Annotated in this window: 15 protein-coding genes; 7 read left to right on the top strand and 8 right to left on the bottom strand. The window is 43.9% G+C overall.

Annotated features, from left to right (window positions below):
* The first annotated feature begins 4 nt into the window (after window positions 1–4).
* The 4 genes from B3F51_RS08945 to rd all read left to right on the top strand — a co-directional run bounded on the left by B3F51_RS08945 (window position 5) and on the right by rd (window position 3,255).
* A complete protein-coding gene (locus B3F51_RS08945) occupies window positions 5–1,300 on the top strand; it encodes an ABC transporter permease (RefSeq protein WP_148636384.1) in 1,296 nt (431 codons plus the stop codon).
* Window positions 1,301–1,417: 117 nt separating this feature from the next.
* Complete coding sequence (locus B3F51_RS08950) at window positions 1,418–2,041, top strand: Yip1 family protein (protein ID WP_070371114.1); 624 nt, start codon at window positions 1,418–1,420, stop codon at window positions 2,039–2,041.
* A 15-nt stretch (window positions 2,042–2,056) separates the two neighbouring features.
* Window positions 2,057–2,977 carry an ROK family protein gene (locus B3F51_RS08955; RefSeq protein ID WP_070371115.1) on the top strand — a complete coding sequence of 307 codons (921 nt, stop codon included), beginning with the start codon at window positions 2,057–2,059 and terminating at the stop codon, window positions 2,975–2,977.
* 119 nt (window positions 2,978–3,096) lie between these two features.
* Entirely contained in the window at window positions 3,097–3,255 is a 159-nt protein-coding gene (rd, locus tag B3F51_RS08960) for a rubredoxin (RefSeq protein ID WP_070371116.1), read from the top strand.
* A gap of 99 nt (window positions 3,256–3,354) precedes the next feature.
* Here rd and B3F51_RS08965 read toward each other — a convergent pair whose 3' ends face one another.
* Entirely contained in the window at window positions 3,355–4,044 is a 690-nt protein-coding gene (locus B3F51_RS08965; protein ID WP_250932950.1) for a DUF554 domain-containing protein, read from the bottom strand.
* A 176-nt stretch (window positions 4,045–4,220) separates the two neighbouring features.
* Here B3F51_RS08965 and B3F51_RS08970 point away from each other — a divergent pair, with 176 nt between their 5' ends.
* The 3 genes from B3F51_RS08970 to B3F51_RS08980 are packed head-to-tail and all read left to right on the top strand — an operon-like array spanning window position 4,221 to window position 9,414.
* On the top strand, window positions 4,221–5,771 hold the full coding sequence (locus tag B3F51_RS08970) for an exopolyphosphatase (protein ID WP_250932949.1): 1,551 nt from the start codon (window positions 4,221–4,223) through the stop codon (window positions 5,769–5,771).
* Window positions 5,768–7,876 (top strand): RNA degradosome polyphosphate kinase, encoded by a 2,109-nt coding sequence (locus B3F51_RS08975; protein WP_286946663.1) that lies wholly within the window; start codon window positions 5,768–5,770, stop codon window positions 7,874–7,876. The genes B3F51_RS08970 and B3F51_RS08975 overlap by 4 nt, the downstream gene beginning before the upstream one ends.
* Before the next feature lie 2 nt (window positions 7,877–7,878).
* The gene (locus B3F51_RS08980) at window positions 7,879–9,414 is read left to right on the top strand and encodes a Ppx/GppA phosphatase family protein (RefSeq protein ID WP_250932945.1); all 1,536 of its coding nucleotides are present in this window, start codon (window positions 7,879–7,881) and stop codon (window positions 9,412–9,414) included.
* 41 nt (window positions 9,415–9,455) lie between these two features.
* On the opposite strand, the gene B3F51_RS08985 is transcribed toward B3F51_RS08980, so the two are convergent.
* From B3F51_RS08985 to hslO, 7 genes are all read right to left on the bottom strand, one after another.
* A complete protein-coding gene (locus B3F51_RS08985) occupies window positions 9,456–10,169 on the bottom strand; it encodes an ABC transporter ATP-binding protein (protein ID WP_286946665.1) in 714 nt (237 codons plus the stop codon).
* Window positions 10,156–10,959, bottom strand: coding sequence for an ABC transporter ATP-binding protein (locus tag B3F51_RS08990; RefSeq protein WP_070371122.1), 804 nt, complete (start codon window positions 10,957–10,959; stop codon window positions 10,156–10,158). Before B3F51_RS08990 ends, B3F51_RS08985 begins: the two co-directional genes overlap by 14 nt.
* The gene (locus B3F51_RS08995; RefSeq protein WP_148636389.1) at window positions 10,959–12,062 is read right to left on the bottom strand and encodes a branched-chain amino acid ABC transporter permease; all 1,104 of its coding nucleotides are present in this window, start codon (window positions 12,060–12,062) and stop codon (window positions 10,959–10,961) included. The genes B3F51_RS08990 and B3F51_RS08995 overlap by 1 nt, the downstream gene beginning before the upstream one ends.
* A gap of 14 nt (window positions 12,063–12,076) precedes the next feature.
* Window positions 12,077–12,970: a branched-chain amino acid ABC transporter permease gene (locus B3F51_RS09000; protein ID WP_070371226.1), complete on the bottom strand. Its 894-nt coding sequence runs from the start codon at window positions 12,968–12,970 to the stop codon at window positions 12,077–12,079.
* Window positions 12,971–13,167: 197 nt separating this feature from the next.
* The gene (locus B3F51_RS09005; RefSeq protein ID WP_070371124.1) at window positions 13,168–14,337 is read right to left on the bottom strand and encodes an ABC transporter substrate-binding protein; all 1,170 of its coding nucleotides are present in this window, start codon (window positions 14,335–14,337) and stop codon (window positions 13,168–13,170) included.
* Window positions 14,338–14,545: 208 nt separating this feature from the next.
* Window positions 14,546–16,084, bottom strand: coding sequence for a 4-alpha-glucanotransferase (malQ, locus tag B3F51_RS09010; RefSeq protein WP_286946667.1), 1,539 nt, complete (start codon window positions 16,082–16,084; stop codon window positions 14,546–14,548).
* A 1-nt stretch (window position 16,085) separates the two neighbouring features.
* Window positions 16,086–16,970 carry an Hsp33 family molecular chaperone HslO gene (hslO, locus tag B3F51_RS09015; RefSeq protein WP_148636391.1) on the bottom strand — a complete coding sequence of 295 codons (885 nt, stop codon included), beginning with the start codon at window positions 16,968–16,970 and terminating at the stop codon, window positions 16,086–16,088.
* Window positions 16,971–16,985: the final 15 nt, after the last annotated feature.

Consider the following 16,985-nt stretch of genomic DNA (forward strand, 5'->3'; position numbering starts at 1 on the left):
AGGTGTGAATAAGCAAGAACTCCTGCGATTATCCTGGGAGAATCTCTGGCGGATGAAATTTCGAACAATCCTCACAATTATTGGGGTAGTCATCGGAACGGCCTCGATCATCGTGATGGTTTCCATTGGAAACGGGGCTCAAAAGAGCATTACGGATGAATTGTCCGGGATTGGTTCTGTGACCACGCTACAGGTCTATCAGGATCTCTCTTCGATGGGGATGACTGCGATGGGTGGTGGAAAAACGGACGATAAAGCAATCCTTAATGATGATGCCATCAAAGATTTAAAGAAAATCGATGGGGTCGTGGCGGTTACGCCGGTGGTCAATCTAAGCGGCGGGGAAATAGAAGTTGATCGTGAGCAATATGGGGTTTCTCTGATGGGCGTGGACTATGCTGTCCTGGAAGATATGCGCTATGTTACAACCAGTGGTAAAAAGCCTGGAGCCAACGATGAAAACAGTGTGATCCTTGGCAAAGATGTATTAACCAGCTTTACCTACACCGGTGCGTCAACCCAACTTGAAGCCAGTGCGGTTAAACCGGAAGATCTAATAGGCCAGAACATTACCATGACCATCAAACGTACCAATGCCAACGGCGAAGAAGAGATAAAGACTCAGAAGCTGAAGGTGACTGGTGTGCTGGAAGCCACTGGGGGAAATGAGGATTACTCGATCATCGCTGACTATCATCTGGTGACAGACCTGAACGAATGGCAGACCGGGAGGAAAGCCAATGTCAAGAAGCAGGGCTATTCCCAGGCGTTGGTGACCGTCGAGGATTCTTCGGTGGTAAATGATGTCACTTCTGAAGTTGAAGCGATGAAATTTACAGTCTTTTCGATGCAACAGATTTTGGATTCGATGGGCAGCGTCTTTCAGATGCTTCAGATTCTGCTGGGTGGTATCGGTGGGGTCGCTTTGTTGGTTGCCTGTATCGGCATTGTCAATACCATGACCATGTCCATTTATGAACGCACCAAGGAAATTGGGATCATGAAGGTCATTGGGGCATCGATTTCGGATATCCGCAACATGTTTATTGCCGAATCAACCATGATTGGATTGATCGGCGGTCTGGTGGGGATTGTCATCAGCCTGGTGCTATCGGTACTGATCAATCTGATTGCGGGTTTATTTATCGGTGGTGAAGGGGGTGTGACGATTTCCTACATCACCCCCGGTCTGGTTGTTTTTGCCTTGTTTTTTTCGGCGCTGGTCGGGCTCTTGTCCGGCGTTCGTCCGGCTATCAAAGCAGCCAATCTCAGTTCCCTGGATGCGATCCGCAGTGAATAGTGAAAGAGCGCAAAAATATCAGAAAGCGATAATAAAAATAACTGAGCTTGCAATTTTTAAGGTGTGAATAAGCGGTTGCAAAGACAGGATAGAAATTTAAGACGAGAAGGAGTAAGGATGAACTATTTATATTTATTAATTAATCCGGTCAGATTTTTTAAACAGGTTGCCGAAAAAGAAAAACATTCTCTGATTATCCCAATTTTGATTATTGCCATGATCGGCTGTTTAACAGGTGTCATTGCCGGAAATGTGGTAGGCACCATGGATCTGCCAGCTGATCAGATGGGAATGGTTAAAACCATTAGCATTGTTACCGGAATCATCTCCGGGATCATCAGCGTGGCAGTTGCCATGGTGGTGAAGGCAGCCATCTTTAATCTGGTGTTAAAGAAAATGGGGGGTGAGGGTTCGTTTAAGACAGCAGTGTATGTGGTCGGCCTGAGTTATTTCCCCAAAATTTTCCAGAATATTCTCAATATTTTCTTTCAAAAACCGATTGATATGACCAAGGTTTATGAGATGGATTGGGTGGCCTTCCTGGGAGGGATTTTCAGCATTTTCAATATCTGGCAGATTGTCCTGACCATTATTGGTCTGGCCATTGTCTACGGTGTGAGTTACAAAAAAACGGCGCTTCCAGTGATTGGACTGGAAGTGGTAGCCGCTGGTCTTAGTCTAGGTGTGTCGTTGATTAGTCTTAATTCGATGGCGGGATTATCAACCACAGCCATCAGTTAAAAAGGGAGGAATAGGATGGGAATCGGTATTGATTTAGGTGGCACCGCAATTAAAGGTGGTATTGTCAATCATCGGGGTGTCATTCAGGAAGAACGGCGAGTCAAAACCCAAAGCCAAATGGGCTATGATCGTGTAGTGAGTGATCTTGCTGCATTAATAAACGAACTGGTTCAGCTTTCACCGGAAGAAACCACCGTGGGAATCGGAATTCCCGGAATCCTCTCAGGGGATGGATCAACCGTCGTTTCCTGTCCTAATCTTAATTGGAAGAACAAAGCACTAAAGCAAGATCTCGAAGCAGTCCTGGCACTTGAGGTGCTTCTGGTTAATGATGCCACGGCAGCTTGTATTGCTGAAGCGGCATTTGGCAGCACTCGGGGTCGAACCAGCTCGGTGTTATTAACCCTTGGCACCGGTGTCGGTGGTGGGGTGATCATCAATGATCGGATTATTTCGGGAGCCCATGGGGTCGCCTCAGAAGCCGGCCACATGATCATGGAAGAAAATTTCTACGACTGCAATTGCGGCAAAAACGGCTGTCTTGAAACCTTTGCTTCGGCAACAGCACTGATTCGCTATTGTCAGAAACAACTAGATGAAGGCGTGGAGTCCGAATTAAAAAAAGACGACACTTATGATGCCAAACGAATTTTTGATGCTGCCAAAGCTGGCGATGTACTGGCGTTGGCAGCAGTCAATCGGCTGGCTAAATATTTAGGTTGGGCCATTTCCAACATCAACGATCTCATAGATCCCGGGATATTCGTAATTGGTGGTGGCTTGTCTGAGGCTGGAGATTTTCTTTTAAACCGGATTCAGGCCAGCGCCAAAAGTTGTTTAACCTATCCCCAGTATGCAATGCCTGAAATTGTGCTGGCTACCTTTCGAAATGAAGCCGGTTTGATCGGTGCGGCCAATCTTCGACAATTCATCTGACGCATTTTCTTTTTAATGAAAATTGCGAGAAAAAACTGAATAGTAAAAAAAAACATTGTAATATTGCTTAGAATGATTATAATAGAAATATGTCATTCTAAGAGTAAAGGAGAAATACAATGCAAAAATTTGAATGTGATATCTGTGGTTATGTTTATGATCCAGAATTAGGAGATCCAGACAACGGGGTAGCAGCTGGAACTGCGTTTGCCGATATTCCTGAAGATTGGGTCTGTCCAGAATGTGGCGTTGATAAAAACGCATTTTCAGAAGTCTAAACAGCGTTTTCAATTAGTATAAAAAAAGTCGTAATGATGGCTTGCTTAAAAAGTGTAGAATTTAACCGAATCGGTTTTGAATTCTACACTTTTTTTATGCTAAATTCCCAAAATTCCCATGATCCAGATAAACAGAATCGGCATAAAAACTGCTGGCAGCAGGTTGCCGACCTTAAGCTCTTTGATTTTAAGCATATTAATACCAATGGCCAAGATTAGAACGCCACCAACAGCATTCATTTCGGTGATCATTTCCGGAGAGAGCAGGGTTTTGACTGAGCCAGCTAAAAGTGAAATGCTGCCCTGGTAGAGAAGAACTGGAATAGCGGAAAAGACGACGCCGATTCCTAAAGTCGATGAGAGAATCATCGAAAAAATACCATCCAAGAGCGACTTGCTCAGAAGAATACTGACCGTCCCGGTGAGCCCATTTTCCAAAGCACCCATAATGGCCATCGAGCCGGTGCAGAAAAGCAGCGAGGCACTGACAAAGCCGTGGGAGATATTATTGCTATTGTTTTTCATCTTTTTTTCCAGGCTGTCGCCAATTCGTTTTAATTGTTTTTCAATATTGATCAGTTCCCCCAGGATGCCGCCAAATAATAGACTCAGCAGCATCAGCATAATGTTTTCGGTTTCGATGGTCATCGTGATGCCAATGACAACTACGCCCAGTCCCAGACCTTGGGTAATGGTTTCACAGAGACGTTGTGGTAAAGCCCGTTTAAATAATAGGCCGATGAGGCCGCAGACAACAATGGCGGCGGCATTGATAATGGTTCCAAGCAAAAGATTTTCCTCCTGATGTAAAGTCTTTTACTATTGTAACATAAAAGCGCTAGCGCTGAAAACATAACTACCCTGATGAGCTGTTTTATTGAAAAAAAATCAGTGTTTCGATTAGTTTTAACAAAAAAAGTGTTTAAATTGTGATAAAATAGAAAAAAGAATGCGAGGTGACGTTTATGATTAAGCGGTTTTCAGTAATCTATATTGGTTCAATCCGTTGTGAACTGATCGTTGGACAGCGGGGCAAAGGCTGCATTAAAATATTGGATCGAGCCATGTTTCCCATTAATTTTGGGAGTCAGAGCTTTACTAAAGGGGAGATCTCATTTAAATCTGTATATGCCTTGTGTCAAACGATTAATGAATACATCGAAATGTCTAAAACCTACGGCGTTGAATCGATTAAAATATTTGGAACAACAGCTCTCCGTGAAGCCAGAAATCGGCTTTATATTCTTGAACAAATCAAAATCAATACCGGTGGTTACGAGGTGGAAATTCTCGACAAGGAAGAAGAGACCCATCTTATTTATCGCCATATGGTGTTAAAGTGCGATCCGCAATTTAATATAATCACTGATACCAAAGAGGATCAGATGCTGGCATCTATCTCCAGCGGGAATGTGTCAGTGGCACTCCTAAAAAATGGAGTCATTGATTATCATCAGACCGCTGAGCTGGGTTATTTAAAAATGAAGGAAATCCTGAAATCCATCGAAGAAAACTCGGAGCGCTTTGAAACGTTACTGATGGAGTTCATCTCCATCAATACCCAGGATATTGTTGAAAACATCAGAAAACGTCACATTAAAAGACTTTTTGTATCCTCCCACGAAGTTGATGTCATTGCTCAGCTTTGTGGCATCACGGAACGACAGGATTATTATGTGATCAATGCCGAGGATTTTGGGAAGCTGTGCAAGGTGGCGGGCGATCTGACCGTGAACCAATTATTGAAAAAGTACCCACTTTTGGATCAAAGTGAAGCAGAAACCCTGAATCATACCCTGATGCTTTATTTAAAGCTACTGGCTGAAACAGGAGTCGAAACCTTTATTTTGATTCCGATGATTATCGGCGATGCTTTTTTGGATTTTGAATTCCAGATCACAAAAAAACAACAGTTGATTGAATGGATCGAAGAGGGCAGTTATCTTTCTGCTAAAACCATCGGTAAAAAGTATCATACCAGTCACAGGCATTCGGAATTTGTTGAAAAAATCAGCTTAAAGATATTTGACTCGCTCAAAAAATATCACCAACTGGGAAAAAGAGAGCGGCAGCTCTTATCGATGCTCTGTTATCTGATGGAGGTGGGCAGTTTTATTGATCATAAAAATTTTTGGGTGCAAAGCCGCTATATTATTGAAACAACCGACATTATCGGGGTTAACCAGGAAGAGAAAGCGGTGATGGGTAAGGTCGCCGAGGCGGTTAAAACGAATTTTATTAAAGTGGAAGAAAAGATTCATTCCAGTGATGAAAAAGAACAGTTGCTGGTAGCCAAACTGGCGGCTATTTTAAAGCTGGCCATTGCCCTGGATAAGAGTTATCAGCAAAAAATACAAAACCTTCACTGTCATGTCAAGGACGAAAAATTGATGCTTGAATTAACCACCGGGAAAAATTTTCAGTTGGAAGAGTATTTCTTTAAAGCAAGTCGGGCAACCATGGAGAATGTTTATGGCATTAAACCGATATTAAAAATTAAGAGGGTTGAATCATGAAAAGTAGATTATTTATAAACCGTGAAATCAGTTGGCTGGATTTTAATTACCGGGTATTAGACGAGGCTTATGACAAATGCAACCTGGTAATGGATCGGTTGAAATTTTTGGCGATTACGGCATCAAATCTCGATGAGTTTTTTATGGTGCGGGTTGCTGGGATTATGGATCAGATTAATGTTGGCTACAACAAAAAATCGGTAGATGGACTAACCCCGATTGAACAGTTGGCAGTTCTTAACAGCATGACTCAGGAAATGATGGCTCGGCAGTATACCTGCTTATCAAAATCGATCATCCCGGAGCTGAATCAGAACAATATCTTTTTTTTGCGTTATGATGAACTGAATGAGGAAGGCAAAGACTTCGCCCTTCATTATTTCCGGCATGAGTGTTATCCGGTTTTGACGCCACAAGCCATTGACAACAGTCGCCCCTTTCCGTTAGTAAAAAACAATCAGGTTTATCTGTGTATCATGCTCCATGACACCGAGGCGAAGATTAAGGATGAAAAAGATTTTATGGCGATCCTGGAAATCCCCAAGGTTCTGGACCGAATCATTGCATTACCGAAAGCGAAAGAATCGGATGTGCTAAACTATATTTTTATTGAAGATTTAATCAGCCCGTTTGTAAATGAACTTTTTACCGGTTATGATGTCAAGCAGGTCAGTGAATTCCGGATTACCCGTAATGGCGATTTAGCCATCGATGAGGATGAAGCCGAGGATTTACTGATTGAAATTGAGAAATCAATTCAGCAACGTAAATGGGGAGCCAGCATTAAACTGGAAGTAACCCGGGACATGAGTAAAAAAATGAAAAAATGGTTGATGCATGAATTGGAAATTATCGAAAGTGAGCTTTATGAACTCAAGGGAAACCTGGATTTGACCTGCTTTATGAAATTTCAGAACCGCAGCGAGTTTAATGAACTCCGGGAGCCCCGCTATACCCCGCTTATCTCCAATGAATTCTATGAGGTTGACGACATCTTTGAAGTCATCCGGGAGAAGGATCGCCTCTTGCACCATCCGTATCAGTCTTTTCAAACAGTGGTTGATTTTGTCCGGGCGGCATCCATCGATCCCGATGTGCTGGCCATCAAACAAACGTTGTATCGGGTCAGTGGCGACTCGCCAATCATTGAAGCATTGATTCAGGCAGCCCAAAATGGTAAACAGGTTACTGTATTGGTCGAACTCAAAGCGCGCTTTGACGAAGCCAATAATATTGTCTGGGCGAAGAAACTGGAGCAGGCTGGGTGTCATGTCATTTATGGGTTGGTAGGGCTAAAAATCCATTGTAAAATGATTCTGGTGGTTCGCAAAGAGTCCGATGGGATCCGGCGGTATGTACATCTTGGAACCGGGAATTATAATGATGTGACCGCCGGTCTTTACACCGATTTGGGAATGTTCACTGCCAAAGAGAGTTATGGGTCGGATGTTTCAACCTTGTTTAACCTCTTGTCCGGCTACAGTCACTACACTTTGTGGAAAAAGATCGAGGTGGCTCCGAAAACGCTTAGAAATGCCTTTTACATTGCCATTGACCGGGAAATTGAAAATGTCAAAATGGGAGAAAAAGGTAAAATCCTTGCCAAAATGAATGCCCTTGTCGATGAAGATATCATCAACAAGCTTTATGAGGCCTCTCAGGCTGGGGTGGAAATTCAACTGATTGTCCGGGGAATGTGCTCACTCAAACCAGGGTTACCGGGCATCAGTGAGCACATCACGGTTCACAGCATTGTGGGAACCTTTTTGGAACACAGCCGGATCTATTATTTTTACAACCAGGGTAAGGAAGACATTTTTCTGTCCAGTGCCGACTGGATGGAGCGAAACCTGAACCGGCGAATTGAGACATTGTTTCCGGTTGAAGAAGAGAGTCTCAAGAAAAAACTAAAGCACATTTTGGAGATTACTTTAAAAGACACCATCAAAACCCGGTTAATGACTGAAACAGGAGAGTATATCCGGGTTGACAAACGTGGCAAGGAATTGCTTTCCTGTCAGGATTACTTCTGCAAAGAAGCTGAAGCAGAATTTGAACAGGTCAAGAATAAAGCCGTTATAAAACATAATAGTGAGGGAGAATAGCAATGGATAGGCGAAATATTGGAGTCATCGACATTGGCTCAAACAGTGTCCATCTGGTGATTGGTGAATACTACAACAATGAATATTTTCAGATTATTGACGATGTCAAGGTGAATGTCCGGTTAAATGATAAGCTGGCTGAAACCGGAAAACTGCAGCAGGATCGGATGGATTTCGGAATCGAAACCCTGACCATGTTTGTTAGTATGTGTGATGCCTACGGCATCGAAAAGGTAATTACGGTAGCAACGGCAGCGGTTCGTAAAGCATCAAATGGAGCTGACTATGTGGCGCGAATTAAAACCGAAGTCGGTTTGGATGTGGCCATTATTCCCGGAGAAGTCGAGGCTTCAATGGATTACCTGGGCGCGATTAACACCCTTGATGTTAAAGACGCCTTGCTGATGGACATCGGCGGTGGGAGTACCGAGTTTGTGCTGATCAAAGACCGCAAGAAGGTAGAGGCGGTGAGTTTGCCCTTTGGTTCCATCGATTTGGCCGAAAAATTTGATTTGACCGACGAGGTATCAGAGAAAAAACTGAAAGCTCTCGATGAGTTTTTAAAAGAAGCATTTAGTACGATTGCAATCCTTAAAAAGGCTGAGGGGTTGCCGGTTATTGGCGTGGGTGGGACAATTCGAAATGTTGGCCGGATCCACCGGAGTTTCATCGATTATCCTTTGGAAATTGCCCATAATTATCGGATGAAATCCAATGATGTCAAGCGGATCTGCGAAATGGCCGCCAGTATGAATTTAGCGGAACGTTCCAATCTTAAAGGATTGTCCAAGGGTCGGATCGATATTTTCGTGGGTTCGAGCCATACCCTGGAACGGGTTATGAAACATATTGATTCGCCAGAACTCATTATCAGTAATGCCGGGTTACGGGATGGGATCATCTACGATTATTTTGGCTATAATGAAGACAATCTGGTTTATGATATTTTTGAACTGTCTCTGGTCAATATCATGTTAAACTTTAATGTGAATATCCCTCACGCCTATCATGTGCTGAAGCTGACCGAAAACCTGTTTGAGCAGCTCAAACCACTCCATGGCATCAAAGAAGACGTCCGCAAGATGATCCGGGCCTCGGCCATGCTTCATGATGTTGGCATCAAGCTTCAATTTGGAAATCATCACGAGCATAGTTTTTATATTATTTTAAACTCCGGTTTGTTGGGGATCGAACAGAAAGAGCTTTTAATGAGTGCCTTTATTGCGCTTAATCATCGTACCAATAAAAAAATCCATATTTCGGAAGAATACATGGGGCTGCTCCAGAATGAAGAGCGGCACCTCATCGATCAATTGAGCTTGTTTCTGCAAATATCAGAATATCTGGATCGCAGTATGGATGGTGTCGTCAAGGATGTGAATTGCGTGATTCTGGAAAAAGAAGTCCAGCTGAATGTCCTCACAACCGGTCATTCAGTATTTGATAATATGATCATCAACGAATGTGGCAAAAAATTCAAACGGGTGTTTAACAAAACGCTGACCATCAATAACAAGGTTATTATTTCGCGACGATAAAAAAACTCCAATTATTCAAAACTGAATAATTGGAGTTTTTCTTATTTGTTTCGTTGGCTTTTGCCCAGATAGGCTTCTTTAATGCTTTCATCAGCCAGTAGTTCCCGGCCAGTTCCAGCTTTGGTAATCTTGCCTGTTTCCAGTACGTAGGCATAATCAGCGACCCGAAGGGCCATATTGGCATTTTGTTCAATTAAAAGAATGGTCATTCCTTCTTTATTAAGGGTCTCGATGATATCAAAAATACCCTGAACAACCAAGGGGGCCAGACCCGAGGATGGTTCATCCATCATCAATAGTTTTGGCCGGCTCATCATGGCCCGACCAACTGCAAGCATTTGCTGCTCGCCACCGGATAAGGTGCCTGCGGCCTGCCAGGAACGTTCTTCCAGCCGGGGGAAGAGACTGTAAATATGCTTGATGTCGGCGTCCAGATTATCCTTGCGCATATAAGCGCCAATCTTGAGATTTTCCAGCACGGTCAGATCGGGAAATACATGCCGTCCTTCCGGAACCAGAGTAATACCCTTGTCAACGACTTTGGTGGTATCAAGGCCCAGCAGTTCTTCACCGTTATAGGTGATGCTGCCAGCTTTTGATTTAACCAAATTGACAATGGCTCGCAGCGTGGTGCTTTTTCCCGCCCCATTGGCGCCGATCAGAGTCACGATTTTGCCTTCTGGCACTTCCAGATCAATGCCCTTAACCGCTTCAATACCGCCATAAGCGACCTGTAAATTACTAATCTTCAACATCGGCGTCTACCCCCAAATATGCTTCAATAACCTTAGGATTATTCTGAACCTCATCTGGGGTTCCTTTGGCGATGGTACAGCCAAAATCCAATACATAGATATGATCAGAAATTTCCATGACCAGATCCATATGATGTTCAATCATAAAAATGGTCAGATCAAAATCCGTTTTCAGTTTAAAAATCAGATCCGTCAGTTCATCAGTTTCCTGAGGATTCATGCCGGCTGCTGGCTCATCAAGCAGCAGTAACTGTGGCTTGGTTGCCAAGGCCCGGGCAATTTCCAGATGCCGCTGTTGTCCATAGGGGAGCGATGAAGCTTTTTCATTTCTTAAATCAATAAGTCCCAATCGTTCCAGCAAAAATTCACAGTCGGCTTTAGCCTGAGCTTCGCCCTTCCGGGCTTTGGGGGTTCTCAAAATCGCAGATAAAAAACTATAATCAGTATTTAAGTGGGTAGCAACCTGAACATTTTCAAGAACAGACAATTCCTTGAATAAGCGGATGTTCTGAAAGGTTCGGGCGACACCCAGAGCTGTGATTTTATCCGGCTTTTTACCGGTAATATCAATTTCAGTGGCGGTGCCGCTTTTATCGGTTGGGGTAAAAAGAACCTTGCCGCTGGTGGGCGTATAAACCCCGGTGATGACATTAAAGGCAGTGGTTTTACCGGCCCCATTGGGTCCGATCAGGGCAGCCAGTTCACCCTTTTTAATATTGATATTTAAGTCGTTGACGGCGACAACACCGCCAAACTGCATGATGACATTTTCTGTTCTAAGCAGACTCATTACTTGCCACCTCCTTCAGTCGAGGTCTTTTTTCGGCTCAGTTTTTTCTTGATGGACTGGAATTTCTGCGCCATGAAATCCCAGGTGAGTTCATTGGTACCCATTAAGCCTTTGCGATAGAAAAGTACGATAATCATCAGCAGGAATGAAAATACAACCATTCGCAGACCGGGTCGAAAGATCGGCAGATCCAGGCCGAAGGCCATGGGCTCATCCAGAAAACGCAGGGCTTCCTGTCCCAGTGTAACCAGGAAACTGGCAATGATGGTTCCGGAGATGCTGCCCATTCCACCAAGGACAATGATCAGCAAAAAGTTATACGTCAGGGTGAAATAAAACTGTTTGGGATCAACAGTACCCAATAGGGCGGCGAATAATCCACCACCGATGCCAGTAAAAAATGCTCCAATCAGGAAGGAAGTCATCTTTGTTTTAAAGAGCCCAACCCCCATCGCTTCGGCAGCAATTTCGTCCTCCCGGATGGACTTGAAGGCCCGGCCATAGGACGAGTAAACAAGTAAAATGGTTGCGATAATGATCAGCAGAGCGGTTCCATAGGTCCACCAGAGACTGCTGATGGTGGGAATACTCTTAATACCCAGGGCGCCATTTGTGATCGATTGCGTATTGGTAAAGACAATACGAATAATTTCCGAAAACCCGAGAGTTGCGATGGCCAGATAATCACCCCGAAGCCGTAGACAGGGGGAGCCAATAAAGAAGGCCACCACCACTGAAGCCAGACCACCCAGAATCAATGCCACCACAAAGGGCAACTGGATATTAGCTAAGAAAGGCGCCATCGGTTCCAGATAAAAAATGGCCGCACGAGATTCAACAGGCACTGTAAAGATGGCGACAGTATAGGCGCCGATCGCCATAAAACCGGCCTGGCCCAATGAAAACTGACCGGTAAAACCATTAACCAGATTCATTGCCAAACTGACGATGACATAAATTGCGCATAAATTCAGTAAACGACGCATATAGGAATCAACAAAAATATCGGCTAAACCTATTCCAATCAGGAGAACAACTAAGAAAACCGCTGTTTTCCAGTGAAGTTTTAAGTAGGCACCGAGGCTGTTTTGAGTTTCGTTCATTTTTGGTACCTCCCCTAAACCTTTTCCACTTGTTTCTTACCAAGGAGACCATTGGGAAGAAAGAGCAGAATAATAATCAAGATGACAAATGCGATGGCGTCCCGGTAACCGGTAAGTGCTGGAAAGAAGGCGACCATCAGTACTTCCGAAAACCCGAGGATCAGGCCCCCAAGAACGGCGCCTTTAACATTACCAATTCCACCGATTACGGCGGCAATAAAACATTTTAATCCGGGAACAACGCCCATGAGGGGTAACACCGATGGGTATTTCATACACCATAAAATAGCACCGACGGCAGCTAGCGCAGAACCGATGGCAAAGGTTGAAGAAATGACCCCATTGATCTTAATACCCATGAGTTTGGCGGTATCATAATCGACTGCGACAGCCCGCATGGCCATACCAAGTTTGGTTTTATTAATCATAAAAAGTAGTGCTGACATCAAGATAAACGCAACAATTGGAATAACAATAGAAACCGGTTGAATCGACAAACCGCCTATAAAGAAAGGTGTTGTCAAAAGCGGGAATTCTGGAAACGCTTGTGGCTTTCCTGAAAATAAGTAAGTGGCAACATTTTCAAGCAAAAATGATACCCCAATCGCTGAAATTAATAGTGATGTTTTAGGTGCATCACGGAGCGGACGATAGGCTACCCGTTCTATCGTGACACCGAGTAAAATGGTTAACCCAATTGTAATAATAAACGTGACATACCAGGGAAGAAAGAACACGGCAATCCCAAAATATGTGAAATAGGCAGCCATCATAAAGATATCGCCATGGGCAAAGTTGATCAGTCTTAAGATACCATAAACCATCGTGTAACCGATGGCGATCAACGCATACAAACTCCCAAGAGATAAACCATTTATTAGTTGCTGCAAGAATGTTTCCATTGTCATTCCAACGACCATAATTATAACCTCGTTATATCATTTAATTTAAATTGAGGGTATCTGATCATACAAATACCCTCAAAGTTAGTTGGTGTGAAGGCAGCACAAACAAAACAGACAGTGTACGTTTTGTTTTGCGCACCCTTGCGCATAAAAGAAGTCACATAAAATATGACTTCTTTATGGTAATTTGTGACTTTTTGTTAGTCAATTGTAACGGAATCCATGTAGGTGAATTTACCATCTTTAACGGTTTTAATGATCGCTTCATTTTTAGTAGCGTCACCATTGGCATCAATGGTAATCATCCCAGTAGCGCCTTCAAAGTCTTTAGTGGCCGCCAGTGCGTCACGGATGGCAACAGGATCAGCAGATCCTGCTCGCTCAATCGCATCCAGGGTCATCATGTAGCCGTCATAACCAAGGGCTGTTACAGCTGCAATGTTTTCACGGTCAGGATAAGCTTTTTTGTATTCGGCAACAAATGTTTTACCGGCTTCTGTCAGTGGATTGGTATCGTCAAAGAATGTTGACATGACTGCGCCTTCTACATCAGCACCACCAACGGTGATGAATTCGTTTGTTTCCCAGGTATCACCACCAATAAATGGAGCAGTGATGCCAAGGGCACGGGCCTGTTTGATAATCAATGCGGATTCGGTGAAATTACCAGGAGCAAAAATGGCATCGGGATTGGCAGCTTTAATATTGGTTAAGATTCCGTTGAAATCCTGATCGCCAGTATTGTAATTACCAGTAGCTACGATGGCATTTGGATCGCCAGTTAGTTTAACAAAAGAATCGGTAAAGAATTTAGCTAAGCCAACTGAGTAGTCATTGGAAACTTCCTGGATGATGGCAACTTTTTTTGCATTCAGTTTTTTAGAAGCATAGTTGGCCATGACCGTTCCCTGGAAGGGATCAAGGAAGCAAACACGGAAGTAGTAATCATTTCCGGCGGTAACCTGTGGATTGGTTGCTGAAAGCGCAACGGCAGGAATTTGGTTTGTTTTGACAACGTCACCAGCAGCAATGGAGAGTGAAGATCCCCAGGAACCTAAGATGGCAACAACCTTGTCTTTTTCAATTAAACGGGCAGCAGCAGTTGTTGCTTCAGCCTTGTCTGATTTGTTATCAGCAATGACCAATTCAACCTTTTTGCCTAATACTTCTGGACGCAATTTGTTGGCCAATTCGACCCCTTCAACTTCCAGCTCGCCACCAGCGGCATTTGCACCGGTTAAGGGTTCGAATACGCCAATTTTAATGACGTCGCTATCCCCAGAAGAAGTTGTTGTTGTTCCGCTAGAACAACCAGCGGCCATGGTTACGACCAAAGCCAGAGACAATAATACTGATAAAGGTTTTTTCAAGGTAAAGTCCTCCTTTTTCTTTTTTTCCTAATTTTTACCTGTGGCTATTATACCAAAGTTTACACTTTTATTGCAAGTTTATATTAAGAAATGTTTGAATGATACGGACACTTGTTTTAATGACACTGATTTACACAATCTGCAGTATTGCATTAGCGCGCTAAAGTAATGGTTTGCAGAAAGAATCAGGAAATCAGATCGTCCGTAGTCAGATGACAGACAGAGCTTTTCGATGATAGAGATGATTGATACGATTGTACCAATCAACATCGATTTGTAAAAGACCGTCCCGGGTCATTCGAAAAACCCAGTTATTCGCTGTGGTTCCGGGTTCATTCATGCGGGTGTCGCAGCCATATCCGCAAATATCTTGAATGGGCAGGATGACTAAATTGGCAGCACTCTGAAAAAGGGTGCGGATAAAAGCCCGACAGGAAGGACTCTGGTGGCCGCCGATCTGCCATTGGTTTTCCCAGGCCTCAGTGTAGCCGCAGTAGTCAAAAGCATAACGACGATGTTCCGGGGTGTAGTCAAAAAAAGTCCCCAGTAGTGTATTATTGTCATGGGTCCCTGAGTAGGCTACGGTATTGGCGCTGTAGTTATGGGGCAGATGAATATTATCCAAATCATCAATGAAGGCAAATTCCATGATCCGCATTCCGGGAAAACCGGTGTCTTTTAACAATTTGACCAGGTCTTCATCCTGAAGCCCCAGATCTTCAGCAATGATACTCGGTTTGGGAAAGGTCTTTTCCAATTGCCTGAAGAAATCCATCGCCGGGCCGGGAACCCAACGACCATTTTTGGCAGTTGCTTCACTTGCCGGGACTGACCAATATGCAGAAAAGCCCCGAAAATGATCGATTCGAACCATGTCAAAATCCGCCAGTGCTTTTTTTATCCGTCGCATCCACCAGGAATAGTGGTCTTTTTTCATCACATCCCAACGATATAATGGATTACCCCATAGTTGACCGTTTTTGGCAAAATAGTCTGGAGGAACCCCGGAAATTTCAATGGGAGAGCCTTTTTCGTCCAACAGGAAAAGCTCCGGATGGCACCACACATCGGCACTGGTATGCGCAACATATATGGGCATATCGCCGATAATTTTTATCGCTTTTGTATTAGCATAATCTTTAAGAGCCGACCATTGTTTAGCATAGGTGTATTGGAGAAAATTCTGAAAATTAATCTCTTCACAAAAGTCAGATCGGGCGATGGAAAGTGCGGCTGGCGTTCGCTTTACCAGATCCTGATTGTCCCATTTAGTCCAGTCTTCTTCAGAATAATGTTGGGCTAAAACTGTATATAAGGAAAAATCTGGAAGCCACTCGCTGTTGGCTTCGACATAGTTTTGAATGTCTGTTTTTTGCTTTGGTGTGAGTCGAGAAAAAGCCAGCTTGAAAATAGAATGACGATTGCAGATCAGATCGGGATAATTAATGGAGTAAGCAGGAGCAGTAGATTTACCGGTTGCCAGTTCATCCGCAGTTAATAAACCCCATTGGTATAACCGTTCAAGGTCAATCAAAAGGGGATTACCAGCAAAAGCGGATGTACTTTTATATGGCGAAAAACAGCTGTCCACAGGACCTACTGGCAGAATTTGCCAGTAGCCAAAGCCCATGGATTGAAGCAGGTCAACAAAAGTGCGGGCATCACTGCCTAACGTTCCGATGCCGTAATCCCCCGGTAAGGCGGGAACTGGCATCAAGACACCACTGGAGCGCGATTTTATAGCCATATCAACCCTCTTTTTCTATGATGCGATCCAGGATGGACTGTAGGTCTTCGGGGGTAAAGAGATATTTTTCCTTACAAAAGTCACAGTTGATTTCGATATCTTCCTGATCTGCGATCATGTCGATTAGATCTTTTTTTCCAATCGATATCAGTGCTTTGGTAATACGCTGGCGGGAGCAATCACAAATAAACCGGGTGATTTCTGTTTTGGAAATCTTTAAGTTCAGGTGTTTAAACAGACCTTCCATAATTTCTTCCAGCGTTTTTCCTTCGTCAAGCTGTTTGGTCAAAGATGGGGTATCAGCCAGGGCTGCTTCCAGGGCATCAATCACGTCATCATCGGTATCCGGCATTAATTGAATAATAAATCCCCCAGCCTGTCGGACTGTGCCATCATCATTTAATAAAACGCCTAGGGAAACCGAGGTGGGAATTTGTTCAGATTGCGCATAATAATAAGTTAAATCTTCGGCCAGTTCACCGCTGACAAGTGGTGAATAACCAACATAAGGCTCTTTTAAACCGATATCTTTTAAAATGTTCAAGGCACCATCGCCAATGGCTTCTGAAACCGGCATGGGGGATTCCATGGTGTCAGAAAGATCACTGACATAGGGATAACCTTTGACATTGCCGCTGGCATCGGCGGTTACCAATAAGCCGCTGAGTGGGCCATCACTGGCGATTTTTAAAGTGATCAGTTCATCCGCATTTTTCATCATTGACCCCATCAGTGAACCGGCAGTCAATAATCGGCCCAATGCCTGGGTAACGACTGGGCTGGTGTGATGAAGCTTACGGGCGGTTTCGGCGAGTCCCTGTGTCGTTGCCGCAAAGACCCGAATCTGTCCGTTTCCGGCGGTGGCTTTTAGTACATAGTCCGGCATGTTTTACCTCTCAGT

The sequence above is a fragment of the Acetobacterium sp. UBA5834 genome, from assembly GCF_002435675.1.
In the GTDB taxonomy this organism is placed as follows: domain Bacteria; phylum Bacillota; class Clostridia; order Eubacteriales; family Eubacteriaceae; genus Acetobacterium; species Acetobacterium wieringae.

Coding starts and splice junctions, on each gene's coding strand:
- B3F51_RS08985 (WP_286946665.1), bottom strand. CDS start 10,169: ATGTTGAAGATTAGTAATTTACAGGTCGCTTATGGCGGTATTGAAGCG.
- B3F51_RS09000 (WP_070371226.1), bottom strand. CDS start 12,970: ATGACAATGGAAACATTCTTGCAGCAACTAATAAATGGTTTATCTCTT.
- rd (WP_070371116.1), top strand. CDS start 3,097: ATGCAAAAATTTGAATGTGATATCTGTGGTTATGTTTATGATCCAGAA.
- B3F51_RS08980 (WP_250932945.1), top strand. CDS start 7,879: ATGGATAGGCGAAATATTGGAGTCATCGACATTGGCTCAAACAGTGTC.
- hslO (WP_148636391.1), bottom strand. CDS start 16,970: ATGCCGGACTATGTACTAAAAGCCACCGCCGGAAACGGACAGATTCGG.
- B3F51_RS08955 (WP_070371115.1), top strand. CDS start 2,057: ATGGGAATCGGTATTGATTTAGGTGGCACCGCAATTAAAGGTGGTATT.
- malQ (WP_286946667.1), bottom strand. CDS start 16,084: ATGGCTATAAAATCGCGCTCCAGTGGTGTCTTGATGCCAGTTCCCGCC.
- B3F51_RS08970 (WP_250932949.1), top strand. CDS start 4,221: ATGATTAAGCGGTTTTCAGTAATCTATATTGGTTCAATCCGTTGTGAA.
- B3F51_RS08950 (WP_070371114.1), top strand. CDS start 1,418: ATGAACTATTTATATTTATTAATTAATCCGGTCAGATTTTTTAAACAG.
- B3F51_RS08990 (WP_070371122.1), bottom strand. CDS start 10,959: ATGAGTCTGCTTAGAACAGAAAATGTCATCATGCAGTTTGGCGGTGTT.
- B3F51_RS08975 (WP_286946663.1), top strand. CDS start 5,768: ATGAAAAGTAGATTATTTATAAACCGTGAAATCAGTTGGCTGGATTTT.
- B3F51_RS08995 (WP_148636389.1), bottom strand. CDS start 12,062: ATGAACGAAACTCAAAACAGCCTCGGTGCCTACTTAAAACTTCACTGG.